This is a genomic window from Streptomyces sp. NPDC086549 (assembly GCF_044746205.1).
In the GTDB taxonomy this organism is placed as follows: domain Bacteria; phylum Actinomycetota; class Actinomycetes; order Streptomycetales; family Streptomycetaceae; genus Streptomyces.
The window spans coordinates 394436-416588 of sequence record NZ_JBIVBS010000005.1; the positions used below are offsets into that span (position 1 = coordinate 394436).

Here is a 22153-nt window from a genome sequence, read left to right on the forward strand (position 1 = left end):
GGAGCAGCAACGATGCAGTATGTGAAGCTCGGTTCGACGGGCCTGGACGTGTCGCGGATCTGTCTGGGCTGCATGACCTACGGCCTGCCCGACCGCGGCGTCCACGAATGGACCCTCGACGAGGAGGCGTCACGCCCGCTGATCCGGCAGGCGCTGGACGCGGGCATCAACTTCTTCGACACGGCCAACGTCTACTCGGACGGCACCAGCGAGGAGATCGTGGGGAAGGCGCTGCGCGACTTCGCCGACCGCGACGACATCGTGCTCGCCACCAAGGTGCACGGGCGGATGCGCCCGGGGCCGAACGGGGGCGGGCTGTCCCGCAAGGCGATCATGTCGGAGATCGACCACAGCCTGCGCCGCCTCGGCACCGACTACGTGGACCTCTATCAGATCCACCGCTACGACCATGCCACGCCGGTCGAGGAGACGATGGAGGCGCTGCACGACCTGGTCAAGGCGGGCAAGGTCCGTTACATCGGGGCCAGTTCGATGTACGCCTGGGAGTTCTCCAAGGCCCAGTACACCGCCGAGCGGCACGGCTGGACCAAGTTCGTGTCCATGCAGGACCACTACAACCTCCTCTACCGCGAGGAGGAGCGCGAGATGCTGCCGCTCTGCGCGGACCAGGGCGTCGGCGTGCTGCCGTGGAGCCCGCTCGCCCGCGGCCGCCTGACCCGCGACTGGGGCACCGTCACCGAGCGCAGCGCGAACGACAACTTCGGCGGCCGCCTCTACCTGGAGGGCGACCACGCGATCGTCGAGGCCGTCACCCGCATCGCCGGCGACCGGGGCGTCCCGCGCGCCCAGGTCGCCCTCGCCTGGCTGCTCCACCAGGACACGGTGGTCGCGCCGATCGTCGGTGCCTCCAAGCCGCAGCACATCGAGGACGCGGTGGCCGCCGTGGAACTCGAACTGAGCGAGAAGGAGATCGAGGAACTGGAGCAGCCCTACACCCCGCACGCCATCAGCGGCCACTGAAGTGCGCGACCAGCCACGAACGACCCGGAGTCGAAGGACGGCATGACCCGCGGAGCGGTCAGTGGGGTCCGTGCGGCGCGAACTCCGTGCCGCACGGACCGGCGCCCTCGCTCTCCGGGAGCGGTACACGGTCGCCGGACATGGACAGCGTCCGGTAGTAGCGGCCGATGCGCCGCGTGGAGCGGCCGACGTAGTGGCCGATGAAGGAACGGCGGAAGCGGTCGGCGCTGCGGTTCGGCCCCGAGCCGTGCACCAGGCTGCCGTTGAAGAACAGCACGTCGCCCGGTGCCATGTCGACGGGTACGGCCGTCAGGCCGGGCGGCGGGGGCACGTACTCCCGGGTGAACGACCGCTCTACGTCGGCCTCTTCGGGGCAGAACAGGTCCATCCGGTGGGTGCCGGGGACGACTTCGAGACCGCCGTTGTCCCGGTCGATCGCGTCGCAGGCGACCCAGGCGGCCACGCACGTGCCCGGCTCGACCCGCAGATAGAAGTTGTCCTGGTGCAGGGCCTGGCCGCGGGCGCCCGGCGGCTTGAAGTAGAACATGCTCTGCGCGGCCAGCACCTCCTCTCCCAGCAGACCCTCCAGCACCGTTCGCAGTCGCGCGTCCAGGAGGAGGTCCCGGGCGGCCGCGCTGATCTCGTGCGGCTGCATCACCCGCGGATGGGTGTGCAGCGGGTCTGCCGGGCCGTCGCCCCGCGGCGTCAGAGGCTCGAAGTGCCCGGGCACGGGGCCGGACGCGCGCAACTCCGCGAACTCGGCGCACAGCCGGTCGATCTCGTCGTACCCGAACAGCCCGCGCACGATCACCGAGCCCGCCTCCTCGAACTGCCGCCGCATGGCCTGCGGGGGCACTGGTGCGCCGGCGGCACCGTTGTCCGTGGCCGTCATGTGTCCACCCTCCGGTCTCTTGTCCCTGTCCTGCCTCGGACAGCCGAGCCAGGCCGTGCCATCGTCCGGATTTCCCCGCCGGTTCCACTTCAACCGGAGTGATGTCTACTCACCGCCGGGACCAATTGACGTTTTGTCAATTGCCCCGGAAGGCGGAGCAATGCCAAAACCGCTGGTTCCCTTGTTGCGGCGTGCGAGCCTGTGCGAAAGTGTGCGCTGTCGGTGCGCGGACAATTACCTTTCCCGCTGCGCGCACCAGGCCGCTCCGGACACCCCCCACGCTTCAAAAGAGCTGCCGAAGGCGGATGTTCGAGATGCCGAACGCCGGACGGGTAAACTCCGTGCGGCGACATACTCATTGGTATGGACTAAATCCCGTGTTGCGTCTGGGAGGAATGCAGCTGTGAATCACGCACGTCCGTCGAATTCCCCGAGCCCTGTGCGGCCGTTCGACGTCACGGACGAGCAGCTGAGTGCCGAGCTGAAGCAGTGGACGGGCACGACGCCCGCGCTCCATCCCGTGGGCGAACTCCTCGACCGGCACTGGGAAGCGGCCTTCGCCTACGCCCGACTGTGCACCGACGGACCGCGCGCGGCCGGGATGCTCACCACCGCGGCGTTCACGAGGCTCTTCGGCGAGTCGCTCCGCCAGGCGGGCCCGACCTCCGCCTGGCGGTCCCACCTGCTGATCACCGTGCGGCGCATCGCGGCGGAGTGGGACAGCGACGGCCGCCAGGAACTGCTGCACCCCGCGCTCCTGTCCGGCGCCGGTGCCGGGGAGCGTGCGGCCGCCCGGCTCCTGCCGCCCTCCGACCGCCGCCTGCTGTCCCGGGCGTTCCAGCGCCTGCCCCAGTCCTCCCGCGCCGTGCTGTGGCACACCGAGGTCGAGTGCGAACCGCTTGCGATACCGGCGGGACTGCTCGGCCTGGACGAGCAGGGCGCCCACGCCGAACTCCGGCGCGCCCGCGAGCGGCTGCGCGAGGAGTGCCTCCAGGCCCACCGCGAACTCGCCTCCGAGGACGAGTGTCTGCGCTACATCCGGATGCTGGACGTGACCTTCCGGCGCGGCGACGTCGCCGTCGACCCGGACCTCCAGGAGCATCTGAACGGCTGTGCGCACTGCTGCCAGACCGCCGACCAGCTCGCCCAGTTCAACGGATTCCTCGGCGTCGCCCTGGCCGAGGCCGTCCTCGGCTGGGGCGCTCAGGCCTACGTGGAGTCGCGGGCGGGACTGACCGAGGAGGAGACCGGGACCGCCGAACCGGAGCCCCCGCAGGCGCCGGCCGCGCCACCGGCCGGAGGCGAGGCGTTCACCGCCACGGCCGTCACCGTGAGCGAGGCCCTCGCCGCCGAGGCCCCCGTCCCCGCCCAGGGAGACGCCCCCGGCCACCCGGCCCCCGGATCGCGCACCGGTTCGCGCCGTGCCGCGCCGGGATCCCGCACCGACGCCCGCCGCTCCGCTCCCGCGGACGGCATCCGCTCCCGCCGCTCCGCGTTCCGGGCGGCCCGGCGCGCCCGCCGCCGGAACCTGGCTCTGGCCGTGGCGACCGTGAGCGGACTGGTCGTCGTGCCGTTGGTCCTGTGGTCCGTCCTCTCCTCCGGCGGCGGTTCCGCCCCGGCCGCCGACGGCAAGTCCTCCAAGGCGCCGGGTTCCGGCTCGTCGACGTCGGGGCCCTCCTGGGTCGGGAACGAGACGTCCCAGGGCACCCTGAGCGGCCGGCTGCACAACGTCGGGTCCGGGCTGTGCATCGGCGTCGTCGGCGCGAAGGCCGTCAAGGGCGCGGAGACCGAGCTCGCCGAGTGCTCCTCGGCCGCGAGCCAGCGGTGGACGTACGAGACCGACGGAATGCTGCGCAATGCCGCCGCCCCCGACCTGTGCCTCGACTCCCACCTCGGCTACTCGGTGCAGCTCGCCCCCTGCACGGCCGCGTCCGGGGCGAGCGAGAAGAGTGTTCGCTACGACTTCACCCTCCAGGGCGCGCTGGTGCCCCGCTGGAACCAGGAACTGGCCCTCGCCCCCGCCGCCACCGACGGCGCGGGCGCCCTCGTCCTCAAGACCCGCACGAACTCCGCGGCCCAGCGCTGGGTGATCGACACGTCCAAGCCCGACCTCCAGATGGAGGTGGTCAACTGGGACGCCGACAGCACGCCGTCGTCGGCGGCCACGGCCGGGGCCACCCCGAAGGCGGCGAGGACACCGTCCCCGACGCCCACCCCCTCGGCGACCAGCGCGGCACCGCAGCCGACGCCGACGGCCTCCGGCAAGGCCGACACCTGCTCCTCCTACCCGTACTACTGCTCCCCGGACGGCCACTACGGCGACTGGAACAACGGTCCCGGCACCGGCGGCTACGGCCCGGGCACCGGACACCGCGTCCGCTGAGGGGCCGAGCGGCCATCGTTGCCTCCCGGGCCGGCCCGTGCCGTCCCGGGACGGCACGAGCAGGGCGACGGGCAGAGCGACGGGCAGGGCCCTGGCCGCGAGCCGGTTACGAGGAGGACGCGCCCGTCGCATCCGTCGCGCCCGTCGCGCCCAGGAACTCCTCCCAGCCGCCCGTGGGGGACTGCCCGGGGTTCAGCGTGCGCAGCTTGCGGAGCACGGCAGGATCCTGTGCCTCCAGCCACTTCACGAGCTGCTTGAAGGAGACGAAGCGGACGTCGTCGTGCTCGGCCATGCGGCCGATGGCCTCCTCGACGGCGTCCATGTAGATGCCGCCGTTCCAGCGCTCGAAGTGGTTGCCGATGAAGAAGGGAGCGCGGTTGCTCTCGTAGGCGCGCTGGAACCCGTTCAGGTAGGTGTCCCGGGCCTGAGTGCGCCAGGCGTCGAACTGGCCGCTGTCGCCGAGGGGGTTTCCGGCGGACTGGTTGTACATCATGTTGTAGTCCATCGACAGCACCTGGAAGGAATGACCGGAGAAGGGTATGGACTGCAACGGGAAGTCCCAGATCCGGCCGCCCTGCACCTTGCCCGGCCAGATCTGCAGCCCGCCGGGGGAGCTGGCGTCGTACTTCCAGCCGAGCGCGGCCGCGGTGGGCAGCAGGTTCGCCTGGCCCTCCAGACAGGGGGTGCGGCCGCCGATCAGCTCCTTGCGGTAGTCGAACGGCAGCGGGTCCAGGTCGGTGAAGCCGGTGTTCGTCTTCCACTTCGTGACGAAGTCGACTGCCTGTTCGATCTCGCTGCGCCACTCTTCGGGCGACCAGTTGCGCACGCCGTTCGCGCCGCAGAAGTGCCCGTTGAAGTGGGTGCCGATCTCGTGGCCCTCCAGCCAGGCCTCCCGCACCTGCTGGATGGTGGCGTGGATGTGCCGGTCCGCGAGGTAGCCGATGTCGGAGGCGCCGACCGGGTGCTGCGGCGGACGGTACAGGCTCTTCTTGGACTCCGGCAGCGTGTAGATGCCGCTGAGGAAGAAGGTCATCGAGGCGCCGTGGTCGGAGGCCACCTTGCGGAACCGTGAGAAGAGCTTGTTGCTGATCTCGCCCGCGCCGTCCCAGGAGAACACCACGAACTGCGGCGGCCGTTCCCCCGCCTTCAGCCGCGTGGCCTTCGGCTGCTTCGGCTGGGCGCCGGTGTTCGCGGTGGAGCCGTCGCCGATGAGTTTCACGGGCCGGGCCTGCTTGCCGTCCTTGGCGTCCCCACGGCTGTTCCCCGAGCCGCCGTCACCGCCCACGGTCCAGCCCCCGGCCGAGCAGGCCGAGAGGGCGCCCAGGGCCCCCGCCGTCGCCCCCGTGGTCAGCAGCCGCCTGCGTGAGATGCCGCTCATGTTCGTCCCCGATTTCCTCGTCGCGGCTCCGGGCGGAGCCTCCTCGCTGTTCGATCGACGGGTTCGATGGGCGGGTACGGCGGAAAGATCGGAGCGGCCGGGGCCTGTTGCCGTCCTGTGACACTCGTGGCGGAGCGATGACGAACCCCGCCATGACGAACCCCGCCATGAGGGAACTCGCCATTACGGACCCCGACATGACGAACCCCGCTGTCGGGGGAGAAGCAGCGGGGTCCGGGTCGGGGTGGGGCAGGGGCGGAACGGTCCTAGGCGCCGGTACCGGGGCTGATGACCGTCAGGAAGACGGAGGAGGCGTTCCCGGACACGGGCACCTCGCCCGCCGTCCACGTCGCCTTCAGCGAGTCCCGCTCGTCCGGCGGGGTGACCAGCAGCGCGGCAGGGGTCGCCGTCTTCGCTCCGCTGATCTCCGGATTGGAGAAGGTCAGCCCCGCCCAGGCGCTCTGACCGGGCTTCAGGGTGACCGTCGCCGGCGTACCGGAGGAGCGCTTGGGGTCCGGGCCGAGCTGGGTGCCGGAGGCGTTCACGAACGCGGCACCGGGGTAGCCGCGCAGGGTGCAGGTGCGGGCCGACTTGTTGGTGAGCACGATCGGGAAGTTCTCCTGACCGGCGCCCGGGTCGTTGCGGCCCACGGACGCGGACAGCTCGGAGGTGTGGCAGCGCGCGCCGGTGGCGGCGGTGGCCGTACCGCCGTGCGTGGAGCCGGTCGCCGTCGGGGCGGCGGATGCCGGCGCACCGGTCGGGGCCGAGCCGGTGTCGGACCCGGGCGCGGAGGAGGCCGCCGAGCCCTCGGTCGCGGGCCCCGCCGTGCCCGACACCGTCTTCGAGGGCTGGGTCTGGTCCTTGGAACTGCCGCAGGCGGTCAGGAGGCCCAGTACGGCGACCGCGCCCGCCAGCACTGTCGCGCGCTGCAAGGACCGGGGTGTGTGCACCATGTCTGTCAACACTCCTGGATCTTCACGGCACGCGCGAGGCGCGTGCCCGCGGCGCCGTGCGCGCCGTCATGGGTCTTCGATGCGCGGGCCACCGGAAAGGTTCGCGGTCCGCATGCTTCTTTTACCGTGCTCGCCGTTCTTTTGCCTCGCTCGCTGTCAGGTGACCCGGAGCGAGCGAAGTATGCCCTCGGTCGCGTCGCCGCTCCCGTGCCGGCGCACCTGCACGTACACCTGTGGCTGCGTGCCACCGTCCGCCGGGTCGAGCGCGGTCTCGGTGATCGTGCCGCCGTCCGGGCAGTCGGTCCAGGTGCGGACCCGGCCGTGCCAGTCGGCGCTCGTGAAGGCGCGGGCGCCGTCGTAGTGGCAGCCGGAGTGGGCGAGGGCGTTCACCCGGGCGGTGACGTCGCCGTGCTCGCTCAGCCCGATGAACACGCCGTTGACCGCGGCCTTGAGGTCCGGCCACTTCGACAGGTCGTCGGCGACCTCCAGCCCCGGCTGGTGCCCGGACGTCAGGCCCAGGGCCTTCGGATTCCAGCCGGAGCCGCGCAGTTGACCTCCCCAGCCCGCGGGCACCTGCGCCGAGACCCGGCCGGTGGAGTCCGCGACCCGCACCGACTTGGCCGGGGAGTCCCGGTTCAGCAGCGTGACCGTGACCGCCGCGGCCGTGCCGGCCAGGACCGCGGCCACGACGAGCGTGACGGTGTTCAGCCGCTTGCGGACCGGGTCGAGCCTCCTGCGGGGTTGGACCGAGGACACGGCCGCGGACAGCCGGTCCAGCTCTGCCGCGAACACCTCCGCACCCGGCCAGCGCCGCTCCCGGTCCGGCTCCAGGGCGCGCATCAGCGCCCGCCGGACGCCGTCGCCGAGATCCGGACGCAGCCGCTCCGGCCCGACGACCCGCCCCGGGGCGCCCGGCACGGTACCGGTGACCAGTTCGTAGCCGACCGCGCCCAGGCTGTAGACGTCGGCCCGCGCGTCGAGGCCCGCACCGGGCTGCGCCTGCTCCGGGGGCTGGTACCCGGCCGAACCGGCGGCCAGGGTGAGCCCCGAGGCCTGCGCCAGGCTCTTGGCCAGCCCCAGGTCGGCGAGCAGCACGCGATGGACGCCCCCCGGCGCCGTGCGCAGCAGGATGTTGCTCGGCTTGATGTCCCGGTGCACGATGCCCGCCTCGTGCAGGGCCGCCGCGCTCCGGGCGGCCAGCGCCGTCAGCCGCAGCGCCTCGGGCACCGGCAGCGGCCCCGTGGCCAGCCGGTCGGCGAGGGTGCCGGCGTCGGCGTACTCCATCACGAAGTACGGCCTGCCGTCCGGCAGTTCCCCGATGTCGTAGACCTGCACCACCCGGTTGGAGTCGGCCTTGCGCAGCAGCCGCGCCTCGGACAGGAACCGGTCGCGGATGTCGAGCCGGTGCGACCAGTTGTCGGCGAGCACCTTGACGGCCACCGGGGCCTGCAGTACATCGTCGTGGGCGAGCCATACGGTGCCGAAGGCGCCGCTGCCCAAGGGCCGTTCGAGGCGGTAGCGGCCGATCCGCTCCGGGGATTGCATGGGACTATCATGCCTGCCCTGAGATCGACTCCGAAGGGGACCTGGCGTGCACGATGCGGCGCTGACCGAAGACCTCGCCCGGCGCGCCGCCGCGGGCGACCCGGCGGCCTTGAACAGGCTGCTGACCGAGGTCCGGCCGGAGATCCTCCGGCGTTGCGGGCGCTTCCTGCCCTGCCGCGAGGACGCGGAGGAGGCCGCCCAGGACGTGCTGCTCCAGGTCGCCCGGAGGATCTCCACCTTCGAGGGCCGCAGCCGCTTCAGCACCTGGCTGTACACGGTCGTCGCCAACTGCGCCCGGCAGAAGTACCGCGAGCTCAAGCGGCGCGCCGCCGAGCAGCCCGGCTCCATCGAGCCGTCCCAGTACGTCGACCCCCGCACGACCAGCGTGATCGCGGGCTCCCGGGTCGACCTGCTGGAGGCGCTGGACCGTCTGGAGCGCGAGCACCCGCACCTGGTGGCGCCGCTGGTCTACCGCGACATCTGCCAGCTGGAGTACGCGGAGGTCGCCGAGCGGGTCGGCATCCCGCTGGGCACGCTGAAGTCCCGGCTGCACGAGGCCCGCAAGCAGGTGCGCCCCTGGCTGTCGGCCTCCTGAGCCGGCCGCCGGCCCGCCGGTCCGCCGGTCAGCTCCTCCTGCTCGGTCCTCCTGCTCGGCCCTCCTGCTCGGTCCTCCTACTCGTCCTCCTCGAACAGTGCGATCTCCGCCCAGATCGTCTTGCCCTCGGCCGTGTGCCGGCTGCCCCAGCGCTGGGTGAGCTGGGCGACCAGGAGCAGCCCCCGCCCGCCCTCGTCCCAGGTCTTGGCGCGGCGCAGGTGCGGGGCCGTGTGGCTGGTGTCGGAGACCTCGCAGATCAGCGTGTTCGCGTCGCAGATCAGGCGCAGCCGGATGGGGTGCGAGCCGTAGCGGATGGCGTTGGTGACCAGCTCGCTGACCACCAGTTCCGTCGTGAACGCGGCCTGGCTCAGCGCCCAGGCGTCGAGCTGCTCCACGGCCTGCTTGCGGATCGGCGCGACGAGCGCCGGGTCGGCCGGGATGTCCCAGGTCGCCACCCAGGAGGCGGCCAGCCCCTTGGTGCGGGCGAGCAGCAGGGCCACGTCGTCCTGGGCGCCGCCCGGCGGGAGCAGGGTGTGCAGGATCCGGTCGCAGGTCTCGTCCAGGGATTCCGCGTACGCCGCCAGCGCCTCGTGCAGCAGCCGGCGACCGGTGTCGATGTCGCGGTCGAGTGCCTCCAGCAGACCGTCCGTGTACAGCGAGAGCACGCTGCCCTCGCGGAGCTCGATCTCGGCGGACTCGAACGGCAGCCCGCCCAGCCCGAGCGGGGGACCGGCGGGCAGGTCGAGCTGCCGGGGCGGGCCGCCGGGCGGGACCAGGACGGGCGGGGGATGCCCGGCGCGGGCCATGGTGCAGCGGCGTGACACCGGGTCGTAGACGGCGTACAGACAGGTGGCGCCGACCTCGCCGGGGCTGCTGTCCCCGCCGGACTCCTCGGACAGCCGGATCACCAGGTCGTCGAGGTGGGTGAGCAGCTCGTCCGGGGCCAGGTCGATGTCCGCGAGGGTGCGTACGGCGGTGCGCAGCCGGCCCATGGTGGCCGAGGCCTGGATGCCGTGGCCGACGACGTCACCGACGACCATGGCGACCCGCATCCCGGACAGCGGGATCACGTCGAACCAGTCGCCGCCCACCCCGGCACGCGCCGCCGGCAGATAGCGGGAGGCGGCCTCCACGGCGGCCGTGCGGGGCAGCGACCGGGGCAGCAGGCTGCGCTGGAGGGCGAGGGCGGTCTCGCGCTCGCGGGAGTAGCGGCGGGCATTGTCGACGCAGACGGCGGCGCGGGCCGTGATCTCCTCGGCCAGGAGCACGTCGTCCGGGGTGAAGGGGTCCGGGCGCCGGTGCCGGGCCAGCACGGCGACCCCCAGGGTCAGTCCGCGGGCCCGGATCGGCACGGACATCACGCTGTGGATGCCGAACTCCTGCGCCCGAGCGCCACGCGCCGTGTCGACGGCCAGCCACTGCTCCAGGTCGGAGGGCACCGAGGCCACGATCGTGCGGCCGGCCGTGAGCGACGCGGCCTGCGGGGACGAGGCGGGGTAGACCTCGACGTGTCCGGGCTCGACGACTGCCTCGGGGGTGCCCTGGAACACCGAGTGGTGCGCGGCCCGGCGCAGCGGGACCGGCGGGGTGATCCGCGCCGGGGGCTCGCTGCCGTCCTCCTGAGGGTCCAGCAGGTCGACGCGGACGAAGTCGGCCAGCGCCGGCACGCACACCTCCGCCAGTTCCTGTGCCGTCCGCGTGACGTCGAGGGTGCTGCCGATGCGGACGCTGGCCTCGTTCACCACCTGCAGCCGTTCCCGGGCCAGATAGTTGTCGGTGACGTCGTGTGCGGCGAGGCACACGCCGCGCACCCGCCCCTCGGCGTCGGTGACCGGGGCCATCCGGGCCAGCCAGGCGTGCGCCCGGTCCTCGCCGCCGACGTGCGTGAACGTCTGGACGTCCAGCGGGCGGCCGGTGGTGAGCACCCGGAGCAGGCTGTGTTCGAGGTCGTCGCTCTGCGGCCGGCCGCCGATCTCGGACAGCCGGAGCCCCTGGAGGTGCTCGGCGGGCAGGCCGACGACCTCGGCCATCGCGTTGTTCATCGTGCACAGCCGGAGCTGGTCGTCGTACACCGCGACGGCACACGGGGACTGGGTCAGCGCGGCGCCGGCCAGCGGGTCGTCCGGTGTGGGGGAACGGCCGCCCTTCAGCGGGGTGACGACGAGCCAGTCGGCGGGGCGGTCGTCGCACGGCGGACGGTGGTGGGCGAGCAGCCACACCGACACCGTACGGCCGTCGCGGTGCCGCAGATCGAGCGTCCCGTCCCAGCGTGGACCGGAGGGCAGGGGCGGGATGCCGTCGCCGGCCAGCAGTGCCGCCGCGGGGCGGCCCACGACCTCGGCGGCCGGGTGGCCGAGCAGCCGGCGGGCGCCCTCGTTCCATTCGACCAGCGTGCCGTCGCCGTCGATGACAGCCCGGGCCGTAGCCGCGTCGTCGAACGGATAGTCCGGGCCCATCGTCGCCACTCCCAAGCGCACACTCACAGTGAACAGGTGCGTCACTTGTGTTCCAGCGTAGTGCGTCCGCCCCTCCCGCGGATGTCAACCCCGGGCGGCCGGGCCGAGGCGTCGAGGGGGGAATTCGGCCGAGGTGACCCCAGGGGCAGGTGTACGGTCCCGCACCCTTGACGACCGAGTGTGGCACACCGTCAGAATCTGTTTGTTCACGATCAGTTGTGAGTACTTCTGGGCCCTGATGAGGGAGAGCCGTCATGACGGTCACTCGCAGATCGGTTTTGGTCGCCGCCACGGCAGCGCCGACGGCCGGAGCGCTCCTGGGCGCCCCGGGCGCGTGGGCGGCCGGGGCGCCCGGCGGTGCCGGCGGGCGCCGCACGGTCCCGCTCCGGGACGGCTGGCGCTTCGCGCTGGTCAACCCGGGCGGGATCACCGACCCGACCGGCGCGTACGCGAACGCCGCCGACCCGGGCTACGACGACTCGGCCTGGCGCGAGGTCGCGGTGCCCCACGACTGGAGCATCGAGCAGACCCCCACCACGGACCACGGCACCACCAGCGGCACCGGGTTCTTCCCTGGCGGCCTGGGCTGGTACCGGATCGCCTTCACCCTGCCGCCGGGCTACGCCGGCAAGCGGGTCTCGGTGGAGTTCGACGGCGTCTACATGGACTCGTACGTCTACTGCAACGGCACCGAGGCCGGACGCCACCCCTACGGCTACACGGGTTTCGCCTTCGACCTCACCGGCCTGCTGCACACCGACGGCAGTACGGAGAACGTCATCGCGGTCAAGGTGCAGAACCGGCTGCCCAGCAGTCGCTGGTACTCGGGCAGCGGCATCTACCGCGAGGCCCGCCTGGTGGTGACCGAGCCCGTGCACGTGGCGCGCTGGGGCACGTACGTCACGACGCCGGACATCACCGCCGAGCGAGCCGTCGTACGGGTCCGGACAGCCGTCGTCGACGAGTCCGGCGGCGGCGCGGACGTCGAGGTGCGTTCCCGGATCGTCGGCCCCGACGGACACACGGTCGCCCGCACGTCCTCCACCGTGACCGTCGCCGACCGGGCGACCGAGACCCATGAACTCACCGTCCCCGAGCCCCGGCTGTGGGACTTCGACGCCCCGCACCGCTACACCCTGGAGAGCGAACTCCGGGTCGGCGGCGCGACCACCGACACCCACCGCACCGCCTTCGGCATCCGCAGCTACCGGTTCGACCCCGACGAGGGCTTCTCCCTCAACGGCACACACACCAAGATCAAGGGTGTCGACCTGCACCACGACCAGGGCGCCCTGGGCGCGGCGATCAGCATCGACGCGGTGCGCAGACAGATGACCATCATGAAGTCGATGGGCGTCAACGCCTTCCGCACCTCCCACAACCCGCCGTCGCCGCAGATGATCCAGGTCTGCGAGGAGCTGGGCATCGTGATGATGGTGGAGGCCTTCGACTGCTGGAGGACCGGCAAGACGCGGTACGACTACGGCCGGTTCTTCGACGAGTGGTGCGAGCGGGACGCCACCGAGATGGTCCTCGCGGCCCGCAACTCGCCCGCCGTCGTGCTGTGGTCCATCGGCAACGAGATCCCCGACTCCACCAGCACGGCCGGGCTCGCGATGGCCGACCGGATCATCGGGGCCATCAAGGCCGCCGACGACACACGCCCCGTCGTCATCGGTTCGAACAAGTACCACGGTGTGCCGGCCAAGGGCTCGGCCGCCGACCAGATGCTCGCCAAGCTCGACGGACTCGGCCTGAACTACAACACCGCCAAGTCGGTGGACGCCCTGCACGCCGCCTACCCGCACCTGTTCCTCTTCGAGTCGGAGTCGTCGTCGGAGACCTCGACGCGCGGCGCCTACCAGGAGCCGGAGCACCTCAACACCGGCGAGAACCACACGCCGGGCAGGCGCGCGACCTCCTCGTACGACAACAACCTCGCCTCCTGGACGATGAGCGGTGAGTACGGGCACAAGAAGGACCGGGACCGGAAGTGGTTCGCCGGGCAGTTCCTGTGGTCGGGCATCGACTACATCGGGGAGCCCACGCCGTACGACGTCTTCCCGGTGAAGGCGTCCTTCTTCGGCGCGGTCGACACGGCCGGGTTCCCGAAGGACATGTACCACCTGTTCAGGAGCCAGTGGACGAGCGAGCCCATGGTCCATCTGCTGCCCATGACCTGGAACCACGAGGCAGGGGACACGGTGGAGGTCTGGGCGTACGCGAACGTCGCCTCCGTCGAGCTGTTCCTCAACGGAAGGTCGCTGGGCGTCAGGGAGTTCGACACCAAGACGACCACCGACGGCCGCACCTATCTGGAGACCACCGAGGCCACCGGCGACGACCGGACCTTCACCAGCGGCCCCTACCCGGGCAGTTACACCAGCCCGAACGGCAGCGCGGGCAAGCTCCACCTCATCTGGAAGGTGCCGTACGAGCCCGGTGAACTGAGGGCGGTGGCCCGGCGGGACGGCAAGGTGGTCGCCACGCACGTCCTGCGCACGGCCGGTGCCCCGCACGCCGTGCGACTCACCGCCGACCGCAAGTCCCTGGCCGCCGACGGCCGTTCACTGGTGTTCGTGACCGCCGAGATCGTCGACGCCCACGGCGTCGTAGTGCCGGACGCCGAGCACCTCATCGCCTTCGACGTGGCCGGCGGCTCGCCGGCCGGGCTCGACAACGGCCGTGAGGAGAGTGCCGAGCGTTACCAGGCGAGCACCCGAACCGCCTTCCACGGCAAGGCGCTTGCGATCGTGAGGTCCGGCACCCGGGCGGGTGACCTGAGGGTCACGGCAGGTGTGGACGGCCTGCGGAAGGGCACGGCGACCGTGCGCACCACACCCGCCCGCCCGGTCGTCCGCGCACCCGCCTCCGACTTCCGGCCCGACTACCCGACACCCCCGAACTACCCCTGGGCGGACGCGAGTTACTCCGGCCGCTCCGACACCCTCCCGGCCGCGATGCTCGACGGCGACCCCGCGACCGGCTGGTCCAACGCCTTCGCCAAGTCGGCGACGGCCCTGCTGCCCGCCTTCAGCGGGGCCCGCCCCGAGGACTGGGTGTCGGTCGACTTCGGCCGGACCCGCACCGTCGACCGGGTGGAGGTCTCCTTCACGGTGGACACGACGCACGCGCTGCCCGCCGCGGTCGAGGTCGCGGTGTGGGACGGGCGTGCGTACGTGCCGGTGGAGGGAGCGACGGTGGACTGGGCCACCGCCTCGGACTCCCCGACGGTGATCACCTTCGGCCCGGTGAGCGGCGCCCGGATCCGGCTGACGCTGACGAGCGCGCACCCGGGGGAGGCCAAGGGGGCCGTACGGATCAGCCGTCTGGAGGTCTGACGGCCCCACGCGAGCGGTCCGGACGGGAATCGGTCCCCTTTTCTGTCTCGTCCGGACCGTTTTCTGTCTCGTCCGGACCGTTGACGGGGTGTCATGTCTCGAACGGCATCGCGCGCATCCGCGTCCGCGTCCGGCACGGCTTCCACCTCGCTCGGGGCGACCGCCCGCGACCCCCCGGCGTGTTTCCCGTAGGTACCGTTGGACGCACCTCTTGACCTGCGGGTATTTACGGCGGAGTACCCGGGCGGTACCGTGTGGTCATGCCAGCTCTCAATGTGGAGTTCAGTGAGCGCGAGCTAGAGGACCTGCGGCAGATCGCCAAGGAGCGCGGGACGTCGATGAAGGCGCTGGTGCGCGAGGCGGCCGCGGCCGACATCGCCCGGCACCGTGCGCTGCAGGAGGGCGCCGAGGCCTTCCGCCGCTTCTTCGCCGCTCACGCGGACGAGTTCGCGGCCGCGTTCCCCGACGACGAACCGCCCATGAAGGGCGAGGTCGCCTGACCGATGCCGCCCGTCCTCCACATAGACGTGCCCTGGCTGCTCCAGCGCCACGAGGAAGTGCTGCCGGACCAGCCCACCATCAACGACTTCTCCGCGCTGGTCGCCGCCGTCGCCCGGCACCGGGTCGACCCGCCGCGCCTCGGCGTTAACTCCGACCCGGCCTGGCGGGCCGCCGCGCTGTTGCACACCCTCGCCCTGCTCAAGCCGCTCCCGTCGGCCAACGCCCGCTTCGCCTGCGCGACCGCCGTGGCCTACATGTTCGTCAGCGGGGCCGGCATCGACCCGCCCTACGGAGCCCTCGTGGACCTGGCCCGCGACCTGATCTGCGGCACGACGGACGTGTACGGCGCGGCCGACCGGCTCCGCTCCTGGCAGATCTGACATCCGCCCGGGGCCGGGGCGTGTCATGGGGAAGTCGCCCCGCCCCGGGGCCGCCGGCCGAGGGCGGAGGAACGGGGCCGGCGGCCGGTTTCGCGCGGGAGAGCCGCCGTCCTGCGCGGGGCCTCCGAGAAGGGCCGGTTCCCAGTGCACTACCCGGTGGCCCGCGCCGGGAGCGTGCGTGACCGGCCGCCGCGTGCGGTTGCTTCACACGGGGCGCATGGAATGTCGAAAGCAGGTGCGAAGAGCGTACATCGACGCGATATCTGACTTACTTTCAAACCTGTCGATTTCGGGTGGGCGCCTTGTTGGTCGTGAGACACTTGTGCAAGGGTGAACCACCCGTGCGGGGGGTAAAGTTCTGGGACTCATTCCACGGGTGAGGAGCCCGGCCCGACGAGGGGCCGGTGAATTCCCGCTCCCCGCGCACCGAATAGGTACGCACCATAAGCAGCGCCATACGCAACAAAGGAACCCGCTCCGTGCCCACCCCCCACCCCCCGCGTCCTCCCTATCCACCGCCCGGCGCGGTGACGGGAGAACCCGACGAAGCTCTCGCCGCCCCGCTGCGAGCCGGCTCGGACGCAGTGGCCTCCAGGTCCGTCGCGCTGCTGATGGCGCGGCACTGGCAGCCGGCCCAGGAGTACGCGGTCATCTGCCTCGCCACCTCGGGCCCGCTCGCGCACATGGTCACGGCCACCGCCTTCCACCAGATCCTCGACCGGCTGGTGCTCGGCGAGTCGGCCGAGGCGATCCGGCCCCGGCTGCTGGTCGCCGTCCGGGACACGGTCGGGAACTGGTCCGCCGAGGACCGAATATCCGAGGTTCTGCCGGACCTGGGGAAACCCGCCGGGGGCCGCGGCATGCGCGCCGCGAAGTCCATGACGCCCGAAAATCGCAAACTCGCCGAGCGCGCATTCCAGGGCCTTCCGCCGCACGCGCAGTGTCTGCTGTGGCACATCGAGGTCGAGGCGGAGTCGATAAACGTACCCGCCGGTCTGCTGGGTATGGACGCCGACACCGCGGCCGCCGCACTCGCACAGGCGCGGGACAAATTCCGCGAGGGCTGTGTACGCGCCCACCGGGAACTCGCGCCGACCAAGGACTGCCGCTTCTACAACCGCCTTCTCGACGTGCCGATCCGGCGTGGCGGCGCACTGCTGCCGGACGTCCAGGCGCATCTGGCGGAGTGCCCCTACTGCCGGCACGCCGCCGAGCAACTGGGCCAGATCGAGGCCGGCCCGGGCATGCTGCTCGCCGAAGCGGTGCTCGGCTGGGGAGCCCGCCGCTACGTCGACTCGCGCCCGGGCCGTACGGGCTCGGCGGGCACCCGTACGCGGAGCACCTCCCGCCGCACCGGGGGACGCAGGCGCGGGGCGGCGCGCAACCGCCTGCTGGCGCGGATCCCCACGCCCGCACGCCGCACCCCGGGGGAGCCCTGGTCGTCCAGGACGCTGCTCACCGGCGTCGGCATCGCCGGGGCCGGACTGCTCGCGACCGTCCTCGCCGTCAGCGCGCTGTCGGACGGCGGCGACGGCACCGACCCGGTTGCCTCCACCGGTGCCTCCGGCGCCCGGAGCACCGTGTCCGGCGCCGACCAGTCCCCGCCCGCCGCCTCCGCCTCCGGGCTGCCCACCGTGACCCGGCAGACGCGGCTGCGGAACGCCGCCGCCGACCTGTGCCTGGACATCGACGGCAAGCCCAAGGCCGGGGCGGTCGTGGCGCTGTCGGCGTGCTCGTCGGCGTGGACCCAGCAGTGGACGTACGAGACGGACGGCCGGCTGCGCAGTGTGGCCGACAGCGGCCTGTGCCTGGACTCGCACGCGGACGCCGGCGTGGTCATCCTCGGCACCTGCGCGGACAAGCAGTCCGAGCGGGGCGACGACGTGCGCTACGACCTCACCGTCCAGGGCGAGTTGCTGCCCCGGTGGGACGAGACCCTCGCCCTGGCATCCGCAGGCGAGAGTCCCGGGGCGGACATCGTCGTCAAGGTCCGCGACGGCTCCACCGGGCAGCGCTGGCTGACCGACCCGCCGTCGGCCAACCCCGGTTCACTGTCGATCGCTGGCACCGGCGGCCCGTCGGCACAGCCGGCCCAGCTGTCGGACCAGGCCGCGCAGGGTCAGGGCCTGTCCTGATGCACGACGTCCCGCGGCGGGTCCCCCGCCAGGAACCCGGTGACGTTCTGGACGGCGGCCAGTGCGATCCGTACCACGGTCTCGCGGGTGACGCCGCCGACGTGGGGTGAGAGGACCACGTTCGGGGCGCTGAGCAGGCGGAGGGCCGGGGTGGGCGGTTCGGGGTCGAAGACGTCGAGGCCCGCCCCGGCCACGGTGCCCTTCTCCAGCGCGTCCGCGAGGGCGTCCTGGTCGATCAGGGCGCCGCGGGCCGTGTTGACCACGAAGGCCGTCGGCTTCAGCAGCGCGAGGCGTCCGGCGTCGAGCAGGTGCCGGGTGTCGTCGGTGAGCGGCGTGTGCAGCGTGACGTAGTCCGAGGAGCGCAGCAGTTCGTCGAGGGGGACGTGCCGGGCGCCGCCGAGCCGTTCCTCGGTCTCCGCAGCCACCCGACGGCGTCCGGCGTACAGGACGGTCATGTCGAACGCCGTGGCGCGGCGGGCCACCTGCTGCCCGATCTGCCCGAGCCCCACGATGCCGAGCGTCTTGCCGGACAGTTCGGTGAGCGAGTGCTGGAGCCGGGGCAGCGCCCAGTCGCCCTCGGCCAGTGCGTTGTGCGCGGGCACCAGTTGCTTGGCCAGCGCCAGCATGAGCGCGAAGGTCTGCTCGGCCACGTTCTGCGCCTCGGCGTCGCTGGAGCCGATGGTGCACACCGCCACCCCGCGGGCGCGCGCCGCGGCCGCGTCCACGTAGTCGAAGCCGTGGCTCGCGCACTGCACCAGCTCCAGTACGGGCGCGGCGGCGATGTGCGCGGCGGTCACCGGGGCGAGCGCGGTGACGACGACGTGCGCCTCGCGCAGCGCGGCCGGGTCCTCGTCGGCGGCCTCGACGACGGTGACGTGCACGGTGCCGGGAAACAGCGTGGCGAGCGCGTTTCCGGTCGGCCGGCCGCCCATGTGCGGCGGGACGACGGCGAGGACGTTCCTGGGTTCGGTCACACGGACTCCTCGGCGAGGTCGGCGGCGCTGATCGTGGCGGGCGTGGCGTGCCCGGACAGGGCGAGGGTGAGGTCGAACTCGGCGAGCAGACAGCGGATCACGTGCTCGACGCCCGCCTGTCCGTCGAGGCCGAGACCGTAGACGTACGGCCGTCCCAGCAGCACGGCCCGCGCGCCGAGCGCGAGGGCCTTGAAGACGTCGTCGCCGGTGCGGACCCCGCTGTCGAACAGCACGGTCAGCCGGTCGCCGACCGCTTGCGCGACCCGCGGCAGCGCGTCGGCCGCCGCGACCGAACCGGCCACCTGCCGGCCGCCGTGGTTGGAGACCACCACGCCGTCCACTCCGGCGTCGGCGGCCAGCCGGGCGTCGTCCGGGTGCAGGACGCCCTTGAGGACGATCGGCCCGTCCCAGTGCTCACGCAGGAACGCCAGATCCGGCCAGGTGTGGCTCGCGTCCCCGAACAGACCGAGGAAGTGCAGCACGGCCGCGTCGGGATCCTCGTGCACCGGCTTGGCCAGGCCCGCCCGGAAGGCCGGGTCGGAGAAGTAGTTGGCGGTCCCCACCCCGCGCAGGAACGGCAGGTAGGCCTGGTCGAGGTCGCGCGGCCGCCAGGCCAGGATCGGTGTGTCCAGCGTGACGACGAGCACGGTGAACCGGCAGGCCTTGGCCCGGCCGAGGAAACTCCGGGTCACCTCGCGGTCCTTGCCCCAGTACAGCTGGAACCACCGCTCGGCGTCCCCCATCGCCTCCGCCACCCGCTCCATCGGCGTGCTGGAGGCGGACGACAGGATGTACGGCACGCCCTGCGCCGCGGCGGCCTTCGCGGCGGCGGTCTCGGCCTCCGGATGCATGATCGACAGCACGCCGACGGGCGCGAGCGCGAGCGGCGCGGGCAGCGGGCGGCCCAGCACCTCGGCCGAGAGGTCGCGCTCGTGCACGTCCCGCAGCATCCGCGGGACGATCCGCCGCCGCTCCAGGGCCGCCCGGTTGGCGCGCGCCGTACTGCCGTTGCCCGCACTACCCGCCACATAGCCGACCGGCCCCGGGCCGAGCCGCCGCTCGGTCAGCTCCTCCAGCCGGGTCAGATCGGTGGGCAGGCGCGGCACGGCACCCGTCATCCCGTTCAGATAGATCTCGTACTGGAAGTCGGCCCAGTGCTTCGCCATCCGTCCGCCCCGCCTCTCGTCGTTGAGCACGCGTGCCGACGATACTCGCGGGTAAGTGCGGTGCCGTCCACGGGGGATGCGGGCGCGCGGTGCCCGGTCGGCCACGCGCGCCCACCCGCTCGCGACGGCCGGTCAGCCCACGCGGGCGACCGCGCGGACGGGTGCTCCGTCCGCCCCGGGCAGCCGCAGCGGGAAGAGGTACACCTCCACCTCCGGCGCGCCCACCAGCCGGTCCAGGCCGGTGAGGTTCTCGGCGATCACGCCGCCCGCGCCGCACAGCACCCGGTGGGCGGGCAGGTCGAAGCCGGCGGTGGGATCGCCGGGTTCGGGCGTGGGATCCACGCTGAGCGCGTCGACGGCCACCGTGCGCACGCCCGCTTCCACGACGGTCCGGGCCGCGTCCGTAGTGAGCCACGGATGCGCGAGGTACTCGGTGGTGCCCCAGTGCGCCGACCAGCCGGTGGCCAGCAGGAGCACGGCGCCCGGCGCCGACGAGAGAGCGTCCAGCGCGGGCGCCAGCATGCCGGGCGTGATCGGCGTCCGGGCCGGCAGCCCCCGTACGTCCGCGACCACCGCGCGCCCGGCGAACCGGTCCAGCGGCAGTTCGTCGAGGCGGGGCCAGGCGTCGTCCACGTGGTACGGCGCGTCGACATGGGTGCCCGACTGCGAACCCAGGTGCAGCCGCAGCACGTTGACGCCGTCGGCCGGGGCCCGCAGGGCGGGGGAGACGGTGACCTCCGGGTCACCGGGATACACGGGCATCCCGGTGACCACGGGCACCGACAGATCGATCCAGTCGGTCATCGGCCGGCCTCGGCCGCCAGCGCGGGCGACACGCCGTCCGGCTCCGTGCCCGGACCGGTGATCGGCGGAACCGGGGTGTCGACGGTACGGGCCAGCCGCGGGCCCTCGGGGCCGTACACCGCCCGGGGCTCGGGGAACAGTCGCAGCAGCCCCAGGAAGAGCACGGCGGCCACCGCGAGCGACAGCGGCAGGCTGATGTCGACGCCGTTCGCCAGGTCGCCGAGCGGGCCGACGAACTGGCCCGGGATGTTGGTGAACAGCACGCCGACCACCGCGGACACCCACCAGGCGGTCATGCCGCGCCAGTTCCAGCCGTGCGCGAACCAGTAGCGGCCGCCGCGCTGCCGGCGGTTGAAGACCTGGAGCGCGTCCGGGTCGTACCAGCCGCGCCGGGTGTAGAAGCCGAGCATCATCACGACCATCCACGGCGTGGTGCAGGTGATGATCATCGTGGCGAACGTCGAGATGGACTGCACGAGGTCCAGGCCGAACCGGCCGATGAAGATGAACGCGATGGAGAGCACACCGACCAGCAGTGTGGCCTGCACCCGGGACAGCTTCGGGAACACGGAGGAGAAGTCCAGGCCGGTGCCGTACAGGGAGGTCGTGCCCGTCGACATGCCGCCGATCAGGGCGAGCAGACACACCGGCAGGAAGAACCAGCTCGGCGAGATGGCGAGGAGCCCGCCCACGAAGTCGGGGGCCGCAGGGTCGACGTACTTGGGCGCCTCGGTCGCGATGATGCTCGCGGTGCCCAGGCCGAAGACGAACGGCAGCAGGGTCGCGATCTGGGAGAGGAACGCGGCACCGACCACCTTGCGGCGCGGCGTGTCGGCCGGGATGTAGCGCGACCAGTCGCCGAGGAACGCGCCGAACGACACCGGGTTGGAGAGCACGATCAGCGCCGCGCCGATGAACGACGGCCAGAACATCGACTTGGTCGCCGCGTCCGCCGAGGCGGTGAAGACACCGGCGTACGACGGGTCGAAGTCACCGGCGAAGGCGATCGCGCCGAGCAGGAACAGCACCGTCGCCGAGGTCACCGCGATCTTGTTGACGAACAGCATGAACCGGAAGCCGTATACACACACGGCGAGGACCAGCCCGGCGAACAGCGCGTACGCGACGACGTACGACAGCGTGCTGCGCTCCAGGCCGAACAGCCGGTGCGCGCCGCCGACCAGGGCGTCGCCGGAGCTCCACACCGAGATGGAGAAGAACGCGACGGCGGTCAGCAGGGACAGGAACGAGCCGACGACGCGGCCGTGCACTCCGAGGTGGGCGGAGGACGCCACGGCGTTGTTGGTGCCGTTCACCGGGCCGAAGACCGCCATCGGGCAGAGGATCAGCGCGCCCGCGACGACACCGAGGAGGGTGGCCGCGAGCCCCTGCCAGAAGGAGAGCCCGAACAGGATCGGGAACGCGCCGAGGACGCAGGTGGAGAAGGTGTTGGCCCCGCCGAAGGCGACCCGGAACAGGTCCAGCGGGGTCGCGGTGCGGTCGGCGTCGGGGATGCGCTCGACGCCGTAGGCCTCGACCTCGGTCAGTGACGGGGTCGGGGCGGTGGGGACGTGCTCGGGGAGGGACACAGGGGGCTCCAGCGGGGGACGGCGGTGGAGCGCGGGGTGGCGCTTGGGCGGTACGGACGGCCGTTCCCTGTCGCTGGGGT

The 22153-nt window shown here is 72.4% G+C and carries 16 protein-coding genes; 7 read left to right on the forward strand and 9 right to left on the reverse strand.

The window, feature by feature from the left end:
- Positions 1-12: 12 nt before the first annotated feature.
- Positions 13-981, forward strand: coding sequence for an aldo/keto reductase (locus ACIPSA_RS19720; RefSeq protein ID WP_402636357.1), 969 nt, complete (start codon positions 13-15; stop codon positions 979-981).
- 58 nt (positions 982-1039) lie between these two features.
- On the opposite strand, the gene ACIPSA_RS19725 is transcribed toward ACIPSA_RS19720, so the two are convergent.
- Positions 1040-1873, reverse strand: a complete 834-nt coding sequence (locus tag ACIPSA_RS19725; protein ID WP_402636360.1) for a phytanoyl-CoA dioxygenase family protein — start codon at positions 1871-1873, stop codon at positions 1040-1042.
- 403 nt (positions 1874-2276) lie between these two features.
- On the opposite strand from ACIPSA_RS19725, the gene ACIPSA_RS19730 reads away from it, so the two are divergent.
- Positions 2277-4256, forward strand: coding sequence for a ricin-type beta-trefoil lectin domain protein (locus tag ACIPSA_RS19730; protein ID WP_402636363.1), 1980 nt, complete (start codon positions 2277-2279; stop codon positions 4254-4256).
- A gap of 106 nt (positions 4257-4362) precedes the next feature.
- On the opposite strand, the gene ACIPSA_RS19735 is transcribed toward ACIPSA_RS19730, so the two are convergent.
- The 3 genes from ACIPSA_RS19735 to ACIPSA_RS19745 all read right to left on the reverse strand — a co-directional run bounded on the left by ACIPSA_RS19735 (position 4363) and on the right by ACIPSA_RS19745 (position 8132).
- A complete protein-coding gene (locus ACIPSA_RS19735) occupies positions 4363-5634 on the reverse strand; it encodes a hypothetical protein (RefSeq protein ID WP_402636365.1) in 1272 nt (423 codons plus the stop codon).
- 266 nt (positions 5635-5900) lie between these two features.
- The gene (locus ACIPSA_RS19740) at positions 5901-6587 is read right to left on the reverse strand and encodes a DUF4232 domain-containing protein (protein ID WP_402636368.1); all 687 of its coding nucleotides are present in this window, start codon (positions 6585-6587) and stop codon (positions 5901-5903) included.
- Positions 6588-6743: 156 nt separating this feature from the next.
- Positions 6744-8132, reverse strand: a complete 1389-nt coding sequence (locus ACIPSA_RS19745; protein WP_402636371.1) for a serine/threonine-protein kinase — start codon at positions 8130-8132, stop codon at positions 6744-6746.
- 46 nt (positions 8133-8178) lie between these two features.
- Between ACIPSA_RS19745 and ACIPSA_RS19750 the strand changes: the two genes are divergently transcribed.
- Positions 8179-8727: an RNA polymerase sigma factor gene (locus tag ACIPSA_RS19750; RefSeq protein ID WP_402636373.1), complete on the forward strand. Its 549-nt coding sequence runs from the start codon at positions 8179-8181 to the stop codon at positions 8725-8727.
- Positions 8728-8804: 77 nt separating this feature from the next.
- On the opposite strand, the gene ACIPSA_RS19755 is transcribed toward ACIPSA_RS19750, so the two are convergent.
- The gene (locus ACIPSA_RS19755; protein WP_402636376.1) at positions 8805-11183 is read right to left on the reverse strand and encodes a SpoIIE family protein phosphatase; all 2379 of its coding nucleotides are present in this window, start codon (positions 11181-11183) and stop codon (positions 8805-8807) included.
- Positions 11184-11437: 254 nt separating this feature from the next.
- Between ACIPSA_RS19755 and ACIPSA_RS19760 the strand changes: the two genes are divergently transcribed.
- From ACIPSA_RS19760 to ACIPSA_RS19775, 4 genes are all read left to right on the forward strand, one after another.
- Positions 11438-14524 (forward strand): glycoside hydrolase family 2 TIM barrel-domain containing protein, encoded by a 3087-nt coding sequence (locus ACIPSA_RS19760; protein ID WP_402636379.1) that lies wholly within the window; start codon positions 11438-11440, stop codon positions 14522-14524.
- 260 nt (positions 14525-14784) lie between these two features.
- Entirely contained in the window at positions 14785-15024 is a 240-nt protein-coding gene (locus ACIPSA_RS19765; protein ID WP_402636381.1) for a hypothetical protein, read from the forward strand.
- A 3-nt stretch (positions 15025-15027) separates the two neighbouring features.
- Positions 15028-15405: a toxin Doc gene (locus ACIPSA_RS19770; protein WP_402636384.1), complete on the forward strand. Its 378-nt coding sequence runs from the start codon at positions 15028-15030 to the stop codon at positions 15403-15405.
- A gap of 479 nt (positions 15406-15884) precedes the next feature.
- Positions 15885-17540 carry an RICIN domain-containing protein gene (locus ACIPSA_RS19775; protein WP_402636386.1) on the forward strand — a complete coding sequence of 552 codons (1656 nt, stop codon included), beginning with the start codon at positions 15885-15887 and terminating at the stop codon, positions 17538-17540.
- Here the strand turns inward: ACIPSA_RS19775 and ACIPSA_RS19780 are convergent.
- The 4 genes from ACIPSA_RS19780 to ACIPSA_RS19795 all read right to left on the reverse strand — a co-directional run bounded on the left by ACIPSA_RS19780 (position 17525) and on the right by ACIPSA_RS19795 (position 22073).
- Positions 17525-18514 (reverse strand): 2-hydroxyacid dehydrogenase, encoded by a 990-nt coding sequence (locus ACIPSA_RS19780; RefSeq protein ID WP_402636389.1) that lies wholly within the window; start codon positions 18512-18514, stop codon positions 17525-17527. The genes ACIPSA_RS19775 and ACIPSA_RS19780 overlap by 16 nt on opposite strands.
- Entirely contained in the window at positions 18511-19680 is a 1170-nt protein-coding gene (locus tag ACIPSA_RS19785; protein WP_402636705.1) for a lactate 2-monooxygenase, read from the reverse strand. Before ACIPSA_RS19785 ends, ACIPSA_RS19780 begins: the two co-directional genes overlap by 4 nt.
- A 132-nt stretch (positions 19681-19812) precedes the next feature.
- Positions 19813-20484: a cyclase family protein gene (locus tag ACIPSA_RS19790; RefSeq protein ID WP_402636391.1), complete on the reverse strand. Its 672-nt coding sequence runs from the start codon at positions 20482-20484 to the stop codon at positions 19813-19815.
- Positions 20481-22073 (reverse strand): purine-cytosine permease family protein, encoded by a 1593-nt coding sequence (locus tag ACIPSA_RS19795; RefSeq protein ID WP_402636394.1) that lies wholly within the window; start codon positions 22071-22073, stop codon positions 20481-20483. The genes ACIPSA_RS19790 and ACIPSA_RS19795 overlap by 4 nt, the downstream gene beginning before the upstream one ends.
- Between the last annotated feature and the right edge of the window lie 80 nt (positions 22074-22153).